Here is a 15,229-nt window from a genome sequence, read left to right as displayed (position 1 = left end):
GGCCGGGCGGCCGGAGCGGTCCGCGGCTCCGGTCGTGCTCGCCGCGGCGGGCTCCTCCGACCCCGCCGCGGGGGCGGACACCGCCCGCATGGCGCGGCTGCTCGCCCTGAGGCTGGGAACGCGCGTGGTGCCCGCGCACGCGGCCGGGAGCGGTACGAGACCCGGCGACGCCGTGGCCGCCCTGCGGGCCGAGGGGCACGAGGACGTGGCCGTCGCCACCTACCTGACGGCGCCCGGGCACTTCAGCGAGACGGTGCGCAGGGGAGCGGGGACCCGGCTCGTCTCGGACCCGCTCGGGCCGCACGAGGCCGTGGCGCGGCTGGTCCTGCGGCGGTACGAGGAAGCGGTGCGGGGGGACGCGGTGCGGCAGGAAGCCGTACGCCGGGAAGCCGTACGCCGGGAGGTCGTGCGCCGGGAGGCCGTGCGGCAGGGGGCGGCCTGAGGGAGGCTGTCCGCCACGGCACGCTCGCCGCGCCGGCCCGCGCCGGCCTGATGGTGGAGTTCGGCGGTGCCGTACGGGCCCGGGTGGGCTCGGCACCGCCGGACAGGTCCGCGGCGGCGGATCGCCGTCGCGGCGGAGATGAAGGGGCAGGCCCCTTCACGGCCTCAGGAGGCCGTCCGTCAGGGGGCCGTGCCCGGCGGGGCGCCGCGTCCGTGTCCGTCCGTCAGCCGGACGCCCGTGACGAGCGACGGCCGGATCCGTACCGCGCAGTCCATCCGCTCGTCCCACCACGGCTCCAGCAGGGCCTCGTAGCGGGCGAGTTCGTCCGGGTCGGTGACGAGCGTGCAGTAGCCGGTGACCACGACGCTCCAGCCGAGGTGGGTTCCGGGGTCGATGGCATCGGCCTCGTAGGCGACGACCACACCCTGGCCCGGGGCACGGTGACCGGCCCCCGCTTGCTCCGGACGCGCCGCGAGCCCGGCGAGGGCGGCGCCCTCGTGGGTGCGGATGACGACGTCCCCGCCGTCCACCACGTGGTTGACCGGCCGGATGGCGGGCAGGGCGCGGCGGGTGAAGACGACCCGGCCCAGGGAGACGCTGCCCAGGAGCCGGAGGGACTCGGCGCGGCTGAGTTCGACCCGGTGACGGGGAGGTGCGGTGGCGTCGCTCACCCCACCAGTACAGGCGAGGCGATCACCGCGTGCCAGGGGCCGTTCGGCCCCTGGGCGGGGGCGGGTCAGGACCGGCTCCCGGTCACTGGGCCCGGTCCGGGAGCGGATCGTGGCGGACGCGGGCGGCCGGGAGCGCCGGGGACGGGCCCGCCGTGAGCCGGGCCACGAGCGGGCCGACCATGGACGGCGGCCCGCTGACGTAGGCGAGGTGCCGGGCCCAGCGCCCGTGCCCCGCGACGACCTCCGCCAGCGCGTGGTGCTCGCCGGGCCCCGTCCCCTCCCCGACCACCTGGGTGACCTGCAGCCACGGGTAGCGGCGCCGCAGTTCGTCCGGCGCCTCGGTGTCGTAGAGCGCGGAGGGGTGCCGGACCCCGAGGAAGAGGTGCACGGCGCGGTGCGCGCTCCGGCGGGCGGCCAGGTCCTGCAGCAGGGCCTTCGCCGCCGCCCACCCGGTGCCGCTCGCGACGAGCAGCAGGTCGTGCGCGAGGTCGTCGTCGAGCGTCATCGTGCCGCTCGCCGGGCCGAGCCGCAGCGTGTCGCCGGGGCGGGTGCGGGCCACGAGGGCCTCGCTGACCCCGCCGCGGCCGGTCAGCCGCACGTGGAACTCCAGCTCGCCGTCCGGCCGCGGCGCGCAGGCCAGCGAGTACTGCCGCCACGCCTGCGGCAGCAGCGGCGAGGCCACGGCCGCGTACTGCCCGGCCCGGTACGGGTACGGCTCGTGCGTGCGCACGCGCAGGACGGCCAGGTCCGGGCGGCGCAGCTCGTGCCCGGTGACCGTGGCCTGCCAGGCGGGCGGCTCGCCGAGCGCGGCCTCCGCGCCCCGGACCATCGCCGCCACCGCGAACCGCAGCATCCGCACCCACGCCTGCTCCATGGCCTCGTTCCACCGCGGGCCCGCCGTACGGCGCAGCGCCTCGCACAGCGCGCTCTCGAACGCCCGGTAGTGCGCGGGCCGTACGCCCAGCTTGCGGTGATCGCGGCCGAGCCGGGTGAAGACGGACGCCACCTCGTCCGGGTCGTGCAGGTTCTCGATCAGGTACCAGAAGATCCCTTCGAGGTGTCTGCGCTGGAACTCCATCGACTCCGGGAAGAGGCGCCGCAGGTAGGGCCAGTGCGCGAACATCGCGTCGTAGAGGTGGGCGATCAAGTCGCCGAAGGGCGTGACGAGTTCGAGGTGGTCGACGATCACGCGCTGGTCGGAGGCGCCGTCGTAGGGCCGCTCGGGCGGTGGCGACCCGGCCCGTTCGCCGGACCCTTCCGCCGCCTGCCGCGCCCCCGGGGACAGCAGCTGCCGGCGCAGCCGCATCGCGTCGTGCCGGGCGAGCAGGGAGTGGTAGGAGTCGTTGACGGTGTTCACGGGTCGGCAGCTCCTCGAGCTCCTCACGCGGGCTGGGACGCGCCAGTATGGCAACGGGCCGGCGGGCCCGCCCGGCCCCGGTCCGCAGGGCCGTTCGGCCCTATCGGGGCGGTGGCGGCGGGGTGTGAGCTGGTTGCGGGGTCTGTGCGAGCGGGTCCCGGCGGGGGCGCCCGCACGCGGTGCGCAGCGCCTCCGCCGGGCCCGGACGTGGCGCCTCCGCCCGGCCCGGACATACTGCCTCGTATGGAACGGACCGATACGGACATGGCCCCGCAAGTCGCCCCGCAAGTCACCCCGGGAAGCACTCCGGAAAGCACCCCGGAAGCGGCCCCCTTGCGGGTCTTCATCCTCGACGACCACGAGGTGGTCCGCCGCGGCGTCCGCGACCTCCTCGAAGCGGAGCCGGACATCGAGGTCGTGGGGGAGGCGGCGACGGGCCGCGAGGCCCTCTCGCGCGTGCCCGCGTCCCGCCCGGACGTCGCCGTCCTCGACGTGCGCCTCGGCGAGTCGGGCGAGGAGGGCGGCGACCACGGCGGCATCGAGGTCTGCCGTGAACTGCGAGCCCGGATGCCCGGGCTGGCCTGCCTGATGCTCACGTCCTTCGACGACGACGAGGCCCTCTTCGACGCCATCATGGCGGGCGCCGCGGGCTACGTCCTCAAGCAGATCAACGGCTCGGAGCTGGTGTCCGCGGTGCGGACGGTGGCCACCGGGAAGTCGACGCTCGACCCGCGCACGGCGTCCCGGGTGATGGCCCGTCTGCGCGAGCCGAGCGAGCCGGAGGTGCCGGAGGCGTCGGAACTGGACCGCCTCTCGCCGCGCGAGCGGGAGATCCTCGACCTCATCGGCGAGGGCCTGACGAACCGCCAGATCGCGGACCGGCTGTTCCTCGCGGAGAAGACGGTCAAGAACCGGATCTCGTCGATCCTGGCGAAGCTGGGGGTGGGCAGGAGGGTGCAGGCGGCGGTGATCGCGGGGAAGGTGCGGAACGGCTAGGCGGGGGCTCGCCGGGCCACCGGTCCGTGGCCGGTGCCCTCGCCGATGTCCTGAGTCGATGTCCCTGAGCCGATGCCCTCAGTCCGGCAGCGGCACGCTCCACACGATCCGCGTCCCCCCGCCCTCGGGCGTCTCCACGGCCAGGTGCCCGCCGTGCAGTCCGGCCCGGGACCGCATGTTGGCCAGCCCGCCGCGCCGGGGCGCGGAGCCGACCCCCACACCGTCGTCGGTGACGGTCAGCGTGGCCGAGGACGAGTCCACCGTCAGGGCGACGTCCACGCGACGGGCGCGGGCGTGGCGGGCCGCGTTGCTCAGGGCTTCCACGGCCACCGCGAGGACCTGCTCGGCGAGTTCGCCGGGGACGTCGGTGTCGGCGGGGCCCTCGATGCGCAGGGCGGGGGCGAAGCCCAGCGTCCGCGTGGCCGCCTGGACCGCCTCGGCCATGCCGCGCCGCAGGCTGGGCCCGCCGCCGCGGCCGTCGCCGGCCGTCCGCAGGCCGAAGATGGTCGACCGGATGATCTGGATCGTGGTGTCCAGGTCGTCGACGGCCCGGCCCACGCGCTCGGCGGCCTCGGGCCGGTCGATGAGCCGGGTGGCGCTCTGCAGGGTCATGCCGGTGGCGAAGAGCCGCTGGATGGCCAGGTCGTGCAGGTCGCGGGCGATCCGGTCGCGGTCGTGGAGAACGGCCAGCTCCTCGGACTCGGCGCGCCGCTGGGCGAGTTCGAGGGCGATCGCGGCCTGGTCGGCGAAGCCGGAGATCAGCTTCACCTCGGTGTCGTCGAACGGGGGCCTTCCGGGCCGCCGGTGCAGCCGCAGCGCGCCGCACGCGCCGGGGCCGGAGGGCAGGGGGACGACGACGGAGGGCCCGCCGCCCGGCTCGGTGCCGGCGGCGTCCTCGCTGTCGTGCACGACGACGGCGCCGTCCGCGTCCGCGACCTCCCGCGCCCGGTCGGCGATCAGCTTCAGGGCCTCGTCCGCGTCCGTACCGGACAGCAGGCTCCGGGTGATCTCGCCGAGCGCCTGCAGCCAGCGCTCGCGGCGGCGGCTCTCGTGGTACATGCGGGCGTTGTCGATGGCCACGCCCGCGGCGATGGAGAGCGTGGTGAGGACGGCCTCGTCGTCGGCGTCGAAGGCGGCGCCGCCCCGCTTCTCGGTGAGGTAGAGGTTGCCGAAGACCTCCTCGCGGACGCGCACGGGCACGCCCAGGAACGTGCGCATGGGCGGATGGTGCGCGGGGAAGCCGTAGCTGCGCGGGTGCCGGTTGAGGTCGGTGAGCCGCAGCGGGGCGGGGTTGTGGATGAGCTCCCCGAGGATGCCGCGGCCGCAGGGGGTGCGCCCGATGCGCGCGGTGAGCTCCTCGGACATGCCGACGGGCAGGAACTCCGACAGCGTCCCGCCGTCGCCGACGATCCCGAGCGCGCCGTACTCGGCATCGGTGAGCGTGACCGCGGCCTCGACGATCCCGTGCAGGACCTGGGGGAGCTCCAGCCCGTGCCCGAGGCTCATGACGGCGTCGAGGAGCCCGCGCATCCGATCGGCCGACGGTAACCTGCCGGCTATGTGATCACCGGTCTGATCTGCGGTTTCCGTCATGACTGCTCCCCGGGCCAGGTACCTGTCCAGCAGCGTACGACAGGGCCGCCCGGCCCCGGGAAAGGGGCCCGCACGGCCCTCCCGCCGCACCACGCCACCGGCAAGACTGCCCACAGGCCGGGAGGAGCCGCGTCCCCCTCCCCCGTTGTCCGGAACTCCTCCCGGCCCCGCTCCCGCCGCGGGACGCCTCGGCCGGGCGGAGTGCGTCAGGCGAGATGGGCGACGACGCCCGTGTGGAAGCGGTCCACCGCGTCGTCGACGCTGCGGATGAACCCGGACTGGGCGTTGCCGCGCGTACTGCCCATGCTCGTGAACAGGGACAGCCGGAAGCCGGTGATCCGGGCACCGTCCCGGGGCAGGATCCCCGCCGGCTCGGGCCGCAGCCGCTCCAGCGTCCCCCGTGGCCCCTGCCGGCCCTGGCCCTCCACCAGCGTCTCCACGTGTACGTCCGCCGGGGCGTCGGCGAGGCGCCGGACCAGGCGCTTGGCCCAGGTGAGCGGATAGCCGTGCTCCGGGGCGGGGATCTCGACGGACGTCCGCAGCTTGCCGGTGCGCAGATCGGCGGTGATCGTGAGGATGCCCGGGGTGCCGTCGATGCGGAGCTCGGCGGACAGGCGCCCCTCCTCGCACAGCCGGTCGGCGAGCGCCGCGCGCCGCGAGCGGGGGTCGGTGCCGCGCCGCGCGCGCTGGACGGGCAGCACTTTCTGCCCCAGCGCTCCGCCCAGCCGCAGGCACACCTGCCGGATCAGCCGCTCCCAGCTCTCGACTACCTCGACGGCGCGCCGGTCGCCCTGGACGAGGGTCTCCGTGTCGATGCCGTTGCGCACGGGCACCCAGGCCGGGCCCATGTTCTGGAACCCGTGGCAGCCGGAGTTCTCGTGCTGCAGGTAGTGCAGGAGTTCGTGCAGCAGCCAGGCGTGGGCCGCGTCCCCGACGCCCTCGTGGCGGATCAGCATGTGCGCCTGGTGGGCCACTTCGGCCCAGGAGAGGTGCCACAGGGCGACCTTGTGCTTGCGCCGCCTGTCGACCTTGACGTCGACCAGCGGGCTGCCCTCCAGCGCCACGTCGTTGGACAGCGTGACGACCGCCTCGTATCCGCGCCGGGCGGCGATGTCCATGTAGTCCTGCACCTGCGCCGACTTGAGCGGATTGCCGTTGGTCTTCGTCTCGATCAGCGCCGTCCACAGCTTCCCGGCCCGCTCGACCCGCACCACGCCGTCCGGGCGCCTGGGGACCTCGCCGAACGGCAGGGACACCTCCACGAAGGTCTGCATGCGCCCGGCCGGCGCCCCGAAGGCGGCGGTGAGGCGCCGCCCGAACTCCGGCACCTGGGCCATCACCGACAGCAGCACCGACGTGGCCCGCATCTCGCGCTCGCGGTCGCTCCTGAGCTGGGGGACGGGGAACAGCCGCGCCTCCCGCCAGTAGTCGTTCTCGGCGAGGGATTTGCGGGGCAGGTCGGGCAGGGTGACCTTCTTCTTGGCGGTGCGCGGTCCGCGGCGGCGCCTCGGCGGCGTGGCGCACGGCGGGGCGGGCGCCGGGCCGTGGCCGCTCGCCGGTGCGCACGCCTCCGGCGGCGGTGGTGGCGGTGGCGGCGGTACGGGGTGCCGCTCGGTGGACGAGGGTCCGTCGACGGTCCGGGGGGTGGGTACGGATGCGGGCACGAGGGCGGGCACGGGCGCAGACGCAGGCAAGGGCACGGACGGGGGTGCGTCTGCAGGCGAGTCCGCGCCCTCGTAGACGTTGCCTTCGCCTTCGCCTTCGCCTTCGCCTTCGCCCTCGCCCTCGTCGACGTCGATGCCGAAGTCCGTGGCCAGCCCCGCAAGCCCGGACCGGTAGCCCTGCCCCACGGCGCGGAACTTCCACTCCCCGCCGCGCCGGTAGAGCTCGCCGAAGATGAACGCGCGCTCGGTGCCCGCTCCGTCGGCGGAGAACCCGAGGAGGCTCTCGCCGGTCCGGTCGGCCAGCGTCACCCGCAGGTCGTCCAGGTCACCGAAACAGGCGCCCCCGTACCGGCTGGCGGCCACGACGATGCGCTCGACGTCCGGCGGGACGGCGGTCAGGTCGAGGCCGATGCGGTCCTCGCTGCCGTCGCCGGTGGGCGTCTTCCCTAAGAGCTGGACGCTTCCGTCCGCTGCGGCGGGGTTGTTGTAGAAGAAGAAGTTGGCGTCGTCGCGCACTTTCCCGTCGGCGCCCAGCAGCAGGACGGACACGTCGGCGTCCTCGTCGCCGGTGGCGCTGCTCCAGCTCAGACTCACGATCACGGAACCGGCGTCCTCGCTCAGCGCCGCCAGCCCGGCATTGCCGCCCTTCACCATTTCGTGCATGGATCCCCCGTGTGGTGATGTGTGATGCAGCACACACGCGTGCACACGAAGTGAACCCTAGCCCTCGGGATGGGGGTTCCGGGGCGGGATCCGACGTGATCCAACGACCGGGCGAACGGTGGAACGGTGATCCTTCAGCTCGTCACTCGCCCCCCGGCGGCCTCCGCCCCGCTGTCCAGGATGGGGCGGATGACCACGGGGTGGCCGGTGAGGCCCTCGGGGCCGGGGCAGTGGGTGATGCGGGCGGCGATTTCGGTGACCCGTTCCGGGGTTGCGCAGTCCAGGACCCAGTAGCCGGCGGGGAGCGGGGTCGTCTCGCCGTACGGGTCGTCGGTGATGACGGGGACGCCGTCGGGGCCGCTGCTCACCCAGAGGGTCTGCGCCGGTTCGGCGAGGCCGTTGGCGTCGATGAGTTCGCCGGACGCGGCCAGGTCCTCGCCGATCTTCCCCATGAAGGCGAACATCGCCCGCAGATCCTCCTCGCTCCACGCGGGGCTGTGGGCGGACGCCCTGCCGTTCATCGCGTCGTAGTCGGCCTGCGAGCCCTGCACCATGACGAGGTACCTCATGGCGCCACTGTCGGGGACTACCGGGGAGTACGCCCGGCCGGGTGAGCCGGGCGGGGGGACGGGTGGGGCCGCGCGGGGGGATGTGTGGGGGCGGCCGGCGCGGGCACATGTCGGGTTCCGGGGGCGGCGGACGACGCGAGAGGGAGGCTGCCCGGGATGAAGGCCTTGATCTGCGGCGGTGGGATCGCGGGGCTCGCCCTCGCGCGGTGCCTCGGCGACCACGGCTGGGAGGTGGTGGTCCTGGAGAAGGCCGGCGGCCTCCGCACCCAGGGCTACATGATCGACTTCTTCGGCCCCGGCTACACGGCCGCCCGCGAGATGGGCCTGCTGCCCCGGCTGCAGGAGCTCGGCTACGCGGTGGACGCCCTCCGCTACGTCGACGAGGAGGGCCGCACACGGGCCGGCCTGAGCTACGAGCGCTTCGGCAGGGCCGCCGGCGGCCACCTGATCAGCATCATGCGGCCGGACCTCGAACGGGCGCTGTACGAGAGCCTGCCCGGCAAGGTCGACGTGCGGTTCGGGACGGGGCTCACCGCGGTCACCCACCACCCGGACGGCGCGGCCGCCACGCTGACCGACGGCACGGAGGTCGCGGCGGACGTCGTCGTCGGCGCGGACGGCGTGCACTCGGCCGTCCGCGGGCTCGCCTTCGGCGACGACGAGCGCTACGTGCGCCGCCTCGGCTTCCACACCGCGGCGTTCGTCTTCGAGGACCCGGAGATCCACGCCGTCGGCCGGCGGAACTTCGTCCTCACCGACACGACCGACCGCCAGATGGGCTTCTACGGCCTGCGCGACGGCCGCGTGGCGGCCTTCGCCGTCCACCGCTCCGCCGACCCCGCCCTGCCGGACGACCCGCGGGAGACGCTGCGCCGCGAATACGGCGGCCTCGGCTGGGTCGTCCCGCGGGCGCTGCGCGCCTGCCCGCCCGGCGACGAGGTGTACTACGACCTCGTCGCCCAGGTCGAGGTGCCGTGCTGGAGCCAGGGACACGTGACCCTCGTCGGCGACGCCTGCTACGCGGTGTCCCTGCTCGCCGGCCAGGGTGCCTCGCTCGGCATGGCCGGCGCCTACCTCCTCGCCGAGCAGCTGGCCGGGGCGCCGTCGGTCGGGACGGCGCTGCGGCGGTACGAGGAGAGGTGGCGGCCGGTGGTCGAGGAGAAGCAGCGGGCGGCCCGGCGGGGCGTGCGCTGGTTCCTCCCCGGCTCGCAGACGGAACTACGGGCGCGCCGCCTGGCCCTGCGCGCCGCCCGCCTGCCGGTCGTGGACCGCTACGTGGCGACGGCGCTGGCGGGGAGGACGAGGGGGGTGCTGGGGCGTGCGCTGAGGCAGTGACGGCTTAACTGCCTGTCCCGCCGGGGGAGTTCGGGGGCTCCGCGCCGGGGGCGCTTCGGTCACCATGGGGGTATGGCGGACAGGGTGGGAACCACCGGGGCGGGCACCATGCGGTCCGGCCTCATCGACCTCTCGGGCGTAGCCCTGGACGAGTTGTGCGAGGTGGGCGGTCTGCCCGAAGCCCTCGACGCCCTGCGGAGCCGGCTGGCCGACGGCTCCTCCCCGCTGTGCCAGGGCGAGATGACCGCGCCGTGCGGGAGCGCGCCGTGGGCGCGGGGCGGGTCCCGGCCCTGACAGTTGATTAGTCGACGGTGAGTTCGCCTGGTTCGCCGGGAGGAGGGCTGCTGGCGGTGCCGGGGCTGCCGGTGGTGCCGGAAGTGTCGGAGGTGGTGTTCGCGTCGGGGCCGCCGGTCGCCCCTGTGCCTCCGGTCGCCCCTATGCTTCCGGTCGCGCTGAGAACGACATGGGCGCAGGTCAGGACGTGCAGCGCGGCTCCTTCCGGGGTGCGCGGCGCCACCAGGATGCCGGCTCCCCGTAAGTGGCCCTCGGGTGAGAGTGCCCGTACCTGCCCTCGATTCGGCCCCACAGCGATCGTCTCCCCCGGCGTCGTCCCGGTGTCGTCCCGGCGTCTGCGCGGTGCTCTTGCGACGTCACGCGCGTCACTGGCTTGCCCGCGGGTGAAGTTCCTGGCCGGGCCCTGCTCGCGTCCCCTGCTCGGGGCCTGCTTGAGCCCCTGCTCAAGCCGCTGGTCAAGCCACTGTCCAAGTCTAGGAGCGGTGGCCGGAATTCAGCAGGGTGACCGCCTCCGGCGGGACGGCGGCGATTCCCGGCCCGTCCTCGGTCACCTCGACGACGGCTTCTCCGCCGTCCTCCGTACGGAACCTGATCAACTGGGTCACCGGGCCCGGCCTCCGCCCATGGCTCTGTGGATAGCTCTGTGGGTCGACGGTCATGAATCTACCGGCAGGGAGGGCGAGTTGGCGGAGCATCGTCGGGGAATGCGGTGCCGTCTTTGTGTTCTTACGGTGCGGGCGGCGTCAGCGGCGTCGGTGGCTTCAGTGGCTTCATTCAGTGGCTTCAGCGGTGTCAGCAGTGTCAGACAAGGGCCGCGGCGGTCAGCGCGAGGGCGGAGCCGGCGAAGACCACGGTGTGGCGGACGTTCTGCAGGACCCGGGTCCAGGCGGGGAAGGCACCCTCGGCGGCCTTGAGGAAGGCGGGGACGTCGACCCGCAGCAGCTCGGGGTCGCCCTTGCGCCGGAACGCGGCCCGGACGGACTTCACGGCGCCGAGCTGGCTCTGCAGGATGGCGACGTTCGCGAGGAGCGCGATGGAGGAGAAGACCCAGGTGAGGGTGGTGCCCCAGGAGCTCCCGGCCAGGTTGAGCACGGCGGCGGCGACCATGGCCGCGGCGAAGCCGCCGGGCGCCCACCACTCGTGACCGCTCGCGTCGAAGCGCAGCTTGTTCTCCTCCAGGACGGCCGGGCGGACGCCCTGCCGCTGCAGCTCGGCGACGGCGGCGGTCTTGGCGGCGGCGCCGAAGCGGTGGCGCAGGAGCGGGATGCTGGCGAAGGCGGCGGCGACGAGGATCTGGGCGACGGCGGCGAGCGTGTTCATGAGGGCGGTTCCTTCTTCTCGGCCCGGAGGGCCGGGCGGGGCGGGCTTTCGAAGGCCCGACTTGAACTAAGTGCAAGTTCTTGATGTCGAGGACTCTAGCCCCGGACTTGAACACTGTGCAAGTCCTCACCTGAACTTTGTGCAAGTCGGCTCGCGGGACCTATCGTGAGGGCATGCCACGCGAGACACTGACCCGGGAACAGATCGTCACGACCGCCGTCGAGCTGCTCGACGCGGACGGGCTGGAGGGGCTCAACATGCGCAGCCTCGGCCAGCGCCTGGGCTCGGCGGCCACCGCCGTCTACTGGCACGTCAAGAACAAGGACAACCTCGTCACGCTCGCCGGCGACCAGGTCTGGGGCGAGATCCGGCTGCCGGACCTCGACGCGGTCGACTGGCGCACCGCGGCCACCGCCATGGCCGGCGACCTGTACGCGATGTTCGTCCGCCACCCCTGGCTCGTACAGGCCTTCGCGACCCACCTCTTCCACGGCGCCGGCAAGGCGCGCCACGACGACCACAACCTCGCCGTGTACGAGAAGGCGGGGTTCGTGGGCCTGCAGGCCGACCTGGCCGCCGCCGCCGTCTTCACCTATGTCCTCGGCAACGCCTCCGGTGCGGCCGCTTCGGCGTCGCTGACCCGGCGGATCGAGCGCGACGGCGGCGATGCGGAGGAGGTGTTCGCCGCCACGATGAAGGAGGCCGCCGAGACCGCTTCCCGGTTCCCGCGCCTGCGCACCCGCATCGAGTCCGCCGAGTACGCCGAAGCTCCGGACGACACCTTCGACTTCGGCCTCCGGTCCCTCCTGGACGGCCTGGAGGTCCGGCTGCGCGGCCCGGGGGGCTCGAAGGGTTCGTCTGCCACGGTGTGACGGGCGCAAAAAACTTACCCCCGTAGCAAAAATACTCTTGATCAACTGGGTCGCCCGTGCGTAAGGTTACGTCCGTCGTAAATTTCAGTGGGGCCGGGGGAGGCTGCATTGCGCAAGCCGCTCATGCCGCCTCCCCTCCCCCCCGCACCTGCCAGGAGCTGCCCTGAACGTCACCACCTCCACCCTGTCCCTCACCGTCGCCGACGTGGACGCCTCGCGTGAGTTCTTCTGCACCCACCTCGGCTACGAGGTCGCGATGGCCGCCGACGGCTTCGCGTCCTTGACCCGCGGTGACGCCGCCGCCGACCTCGTCCTGCTGCGCCGCGGCACCGAGGTGCTCCCGCCCGAGCAGCGCGACCAGCAGGCCACCGGCCTGATCTTCGCGCTCACCGTCACCGGCATCGCGGCCGAGGAGGAGCGCCTGCGCGGGGCCGGTGCCCCCATCACCATGCCGCTGCGCGAAGAGCCCTGGGGCGAGCGGCTGTTCCAGCTGACGGATCCGAACGGAATCGTCGTCCAGCTCGTCGAATGGGCCACCCCCGACGAGCCCGCGCAGGCCGACGAACCCGGGCAGACCGACGAGCCCGCGCAGGCCGACCAGCCCGCGCAGACCGGCGAACCCGGGCAGCCCGGCGAACCCGCCATGCACGTGATCGCCCCCACCGCCGGGAACGTCACCGACTCCCCGAACGCCCGTATGACCGGCCTGGCCGCCCCCAGCCGGGGCAGCACCGAGCTCAGCACCTGGACCGTCGCGATGGAGGCCGGCCGGACGGGCCCCGAGCACTCCGTCAGCCGTGAACAGGTCTGGACGGTGACCTCCGGCGTCCTCGAAGTCACCTGCGACGGCCGCACCGAGAAGATCGCGGCCGGTCAGACCCTCGTCCTGCCGCCGGACGCGCTCCGCCGGGTCCACGCGCCGCAGGCAGCCGAGGCCCACGTCGCCATGCGCTCGGACGGCGTGGCTTCCGTGCCCGGCGCCGACGGCACCCGGACCCTGCCCTGGGCGCAGTAGCGGTCCTGTAGCAGCCCTTCCCCACTCGCCGCCCGCCTTCCCCCTCGCAGCCGACTCTCCCGTGACGGAGGCAGCTTGTCCGTGCGCATCACCGCCCTGACCGACCCCGACGAGGACTCCGCAGGCCGCCGCCTGGCCTGGCTGGCCGCCGACCCCGACGGCAACCCTGCCGGATACGCCTTCCTGCGTCTGTTCACCAAGGAGGGCCAGAGCCACCTCGCCGAACTGAACATCCAGGTCCACCCGGCCGAACGGCGCCGTCACGTGGGCTCCCTGCTGCTCGACGCGGCCGTGGCCGCCGCCCGCCACGAGGGCCGGCGCAACGTCATCGCCCAGGCCGAGGCCCGCTCCGCCGGCGCCTCCTTCCTGACGGCAAGGGACTTCCGCCCGGCCCTGACCCTGACCTACGCCCGGCTGGCACTGGCCGATGCGGACCTCCCCGTGCTCACCGCGATCGCCGACGAGCCCCACGCCGGGTACCGGCTGACGGAGTGGGAGGGAACGGTGCCCGACGAACTCGCCGACACCTTCGTGGCATCGCGCCGGGCCATGGACGACATGCCGATGGGAGCCGTCGACTACGGCACGGTCGTCTGGGACCTCGACCGGGTACGGGCAGCGGCCTCCGCCGTCGCCGCGCGCGGAGACCTCCTGCACACCGTCGCGGCCGTCGATTGCTCGGACGGCTCCATCGCCGGCTTCACCGAGCTCGTGATCCCCGGCGGCGCGACCGGCGACGGTCAGCACTACGGCACGGCGGTGCTCCCCGAGCACCGCGGCCGCGGTCTCGCCCGCTGGATGAAGGCCGCCGCCATCGTCCGGGCCCGCGCCCACCACCCCCGGCTCGGCGGCCTGCTGACCGACACCGCCGACAACAACCCGCACATGAGGCACGTCAACGACGCTCTCGGCTACCTGCCGACGCACACGGCTCACGAGTACCAGCTCGACCTGTAGCCCCTCACTGAGACGGCGCAGCGGCGCAGCGGCGTAACGGCGTAACGGCGCAATGACAAGGGCCCCGACCGGCATTCGGTCGGGGTCCTCATCGGCCCTGCGGGCGGCCGGCGGTGCGGCCTGCGCGCCGGGCGCTCAGTGCTCAGCCCGTCGGCTCGCCGGCCGGCCCGCCCAGCCCGGTCTGTCCGCCGCGGAACACCTCCTTGACGAGCCTCTGCGTCGCCTTCTGGAACGGCTCGGCCAGGGACATCGCGGCGTCGTCCACGTAGTTCAGCGAGGCGGTCAGGGTCGTGCTGCCGTCGGGCGTGCTGTACATCAGCGCCGCGTGGCCCGCGATGCCGCCGTTGTGGGTGATGACCGTGCCACCGCCGTCCGTGTCCTGCACGAACAGCCCCAGGCCGTAGCCGGACTTGGGATGCGGCGTGCACATCTCGGCCAGCAGCGGGGCCGGCAGGAGCTTGCCGCCCAGGAGCGCGGAGGTGAACGTGTGGAGGTCCTGGGTGGTCGAGATCATGTCACCGCCGCTGGATATCCAGGAGGGGTTCTGGCGGGTGACGTCGACGGTCTTCTCCCGGCCGGCGTCCTCGTACCGGTAGTAGGCGTGGGCGTGCGGCTCGGGGATCTCCTCCTGGGTCTCCGGCGCCAGGGTGCCCGACAGCCCGAGAGGCCCCAGGACCAGCCGCTGCATCTCCTCGGCGAGCGAACGGCCGGTGGCCTTCTCGATCAGCAGCCTGGCCAGCACGTAGTTGGTGTTGGAGTAGCTCCAGCCCGTCCCCGGCTCGAACCGCGCGGGCTTGGACGACGCCAGCCGTACGAGCTCCTCCGGCCGGTACGTCTTGAACCGGTTGTCCACCCACTCCCGGCCCTGCCAGGGGATCCCGGGCACGACCGTCCCGTCGTCGTAGTGCTCGCCGGTGAAGTTGAACACCCCGCTGGTGTGCTGCAGCAGCATGCGTACAGTGATCCGCTGGTCCAGTCCGAACTCCGGCAGGCAGTCGGCCACCGGGTCGTCCAGCCCGATCCTGCCCTCGGCCACCAGCTGCAGTACCAGGGCCGCCGTGAAGGTCTTGGTGTTGCTGCCGATACGGATCCGCCCGTCGGCCGGCGGCGCGGCGCTCTCACCCAGCTTGCCCACCCCGGCGCTGCCGACCCACTGGCCCCGGTCGTCGTGCACGCGCAGGTGCACCCCGGTGAAACCGGAATCGACGATCTCCTCGATGGCCTTCTGCAGCTCCGGGCGATCCTGCCCGGCCTCCTGCCCGGTCTCGTGCCCGGTCTCGTGTCCGGCCTCCGGCACGGCCTCGCCGCTCGTGGTGGCCACCCCGGCGGCGTCGCGGGCTTCGGTGGTCTTGTGGGTCGTGTTCGTCATGATGCGGCTCCTCGGGGGCTGCGGCTCAAAGACTGCGGGTCAGAGGACGATCAGGGCAGAGGGTGCGGGGTCGGAGGTCGCGGGGTCGGGGGCTGTGGGGTTCAGAGGCTGC

At 73.7% G+C, this 15,229-nt stretch carries 16 protein-coding genes; 7 read left to right on the top strand and 9 right to left on the bottom strand.

The window, feature by feature from the left end; translation table 11 throughout:
• Window positions 1-442: CbiX/SirB N-terminal domain-containing protein (locus tag V7793_RS20510; RefSeq protein WP_336008573.1), on the top strand; the 442-nt coding region annotated here is incomplete at its 5' end.
• A 179-nt stretch (window positions 443-621) separates the two neighbouring features.
• Here the strand turns inward: V7793_RS20510 and V7793_RS20505 are convergent.
• Window positions 622-1,113 (bottom strand): pyridoxamine 5'-phosphate oxidase family protein, encoded by a 492-nt coding sequence (locus V7793_RS20505; protein ID WP_336008571.1) that lies wholly within the window; start codon window positions 1,111-1,113, stop codon window positions 622-624.
• 82 nt (window positions 1,114-1,195) lie between these two features.
• Window positions 1,196-2,470: a globin domain-containing protein gene (locus V7793_RS20500; protein ID WP_336008569.1), complete on the bottom strand. Its 1,275-nt coding sequence runs from the start codon at window positions 2,468-2,470 to the stop codon at window positions 1,196-1,198.
• Window positions 2,471-2,734: 264 nt separating this feature from the next.
• On the opposite strand from V7793_RS20500, the gene V7793_RS20495 reads away from it, so the two are divergent.
• A complete protein-coding gene (locus tag V7793_RS20495; RefSeq protein WP_336008578.1) occupies window positions 2,735-3,466 on the top strand; it encodes a response regulator transcription factor in 732 nt (243 codons plus the stop codon).
• A gap of 78 nt (window positions 3,467-3,544) precedes the next feature.
• On the opposite strand, the gene V7793_RS20490 is transcribed toward V7793_RS20495, so the two are convergent.
• The 3 genes from V7793_RS20490 to V7793_RS20480 form a co-directional block, all read right to left on the bottom strand.
• Window positions 3,545-4,996 carry a sensor histidine kinase gene (locus V7793_RS20490; RefSeq protein ID WP_443057951.1) on the bottom strand — a complete coding sequence of 484 codons (1,452 nt, stop codon included), beginning with the start codon at window positions 4,994-4,996 and terminating at the stop codon, window positions 3,545-3,547.
• Window positions 4,997-5,265: 269 nt separating this feature from the next.
• Window positions 5,266-7,377: a TerD family protein gene (locus V7793_RS20485; RefSeq protein ID WP_336008576.1), complete on the bottom strand. Its 2,112-nt coding sequence runs from the start codon at window positions 7,375-7,377 to the stop codon at window positions 5,266-5,268.
• A gap of 143 nt (window positions 7,378-7,520) precedes the next feature.
• A complete protein-coding gene (locus V7793_RS20480; protein WP_336008567.1) occupies window positions 7,521-7,955 on the bottom strand; it encodes a YciI family protein in 435 nt (144 codons plus the stop codon).
• A 156-nt stretch (window positions 7,956-8,111) separates the two neighbouring features.
• On the opposite strand from V7793_RS20480, the gene V7793_RS20475 reads away from it, so the two are divergent.
• Window positions 8,112-9,290, top strand: a complete 1,179-nt coding sequence (locus tag V7793_RS20475) for an FAD-dependent monooxygenase (protein ID WP_336008565.1) — start codon at window positions 8,112-8,114, stop codon at window positions 9,288-9,290.
• Window positions 9,291-9,362: 72 nt separating this feature from the next.
• On the top strand, window positions 9,363-9,584 hold the full coding sequence (locus V7793_RS20470) for a hypothetical protein (protein WP_336008563.1): 222 nt from the start codon (window positions 9,363-9,365) through the stop codon (window positions 9,582-9,584).
• Window positions 9,585-9,591: 7 nt separating this feature from the next.
• On the opposite strand, the gene V7793_RS20465 is transcribed toward V7793_RS20470, so the two are convergent.
• The 3 genes from V7793_RS20465 to V7793_RS20455 all read right to left on the bottom strand — a co-directional run bounded on the left by V7793_RS20465 (window position 9,592) and on the right by V7793_RS20455 (window position 10,904).
• Entirely contained in the window at window positions 9,592-9,807 is a 216-nt protein-coding gene (locus tag V7793_RS20465) for a hypothetical protein (RefSeq protein ID WP_336008561.1), read from the bottom strand.
• A gap of 250 nt (window positions 9,808-10,057) precedes the next feature.
• The gene (locus tag V7793_RS20460) at window positions 10,058-10,189 is read right to left on the bottom strand and encodes a hypothetical protein (protein WP_336008559.1); all 132 of its coding nucleotides are present in this window, start codon (window positions 10,187-10,189) and stop codon (window positions 10,058-10,060) included.
• Between the two features lie 196 nt (window positions 10,190-10,385).
• Entirely contained in the window at window positions 10,386-10,904 is a 519-nt protein-coding gene (locus tag V7793_RS20455; RefSeq protein ID WP_336008558.1) for a hypothetical protein, read from the bottom strand.
• 173 nt (window positions 10,905-11,077) lie between these two features.
• Between V7793_RS20455 and V7793_RS20450 the strand changes: the two genes are divergently transcribed.
• The 3 genes from V7793_RS20450 to V7793_RS20440 all read left to right on the top strand — a co-directional run bounded on the left by V7793_RS20450 (window position 11,078) and on the right by V7793_RS20440 (window position 13,748).
• Entirely contained in the window at window positions 11,078-11,776 is a 699-nt protein-coding gene (locus V7793_RS20450) for a TetR/AcrR family transcriptional regulator C-terminal domain-containing protein (RefSeq protein ID WP_336008556.1), read from the top strand.
• Between the two features lie 103 nt (window positions 11,777-11,879).
• On the top strand, window positions 11,880-12,791 hold the full coding sequence (locus V7793_RS20445; RefSeq protein WP_336008574.1) for a VOC family protein: 912 nt from the start codon (window positions 11,880-11,882) through the stop codon (window positions 12,789-12,791).
• A 75-nt stretch (window positions 12,792-12,866) separates the two neighbouring features.
• Complete coding sequence (locus tag V7793_RS20440) at window positions 12,867-13,748, top strand: GNAT family N-acetyltransferase (RefSeq protein ID WP_336008554.1); 882 nt, start codon at window positions 12,867-12,869, stop codon at window positions 13,746-13,748.
• 142 nt (window positions 13,749-13,890) lie between these two features.
• Here the strand turns inward: V7793_RS20440 and V7793_RS20435 are convergent, their stop codons facing one another.
• Window positions 13,891-15,117, bottom strand: a complete 1,227-nt coding sequence (locus V7793_RS20435) for a serine hydrolase domain-containing protein (RefSeq protein WP_336008552.1) — start codon at window positions 15,115-15,117, stop codon at window positions 13,891-13,893.
• Between the last annotated feature and the right edge of the window lie 112 nt (window positions 15,118-15,229).

Source organism: Streptomyces sp. KLMMK, from assembly GCF_036961605.1.
Lineage (GTDB): Bacteria > Actinomycetota > Actinomycetes > Streptomycetales > Streptomycetaceae > Streptomyces > Streptomyces telluris.
Note: the sequence above shows the minus strand (reverse complement) of the source record. Positions and strands in the feature narration are given on the sequence as shown.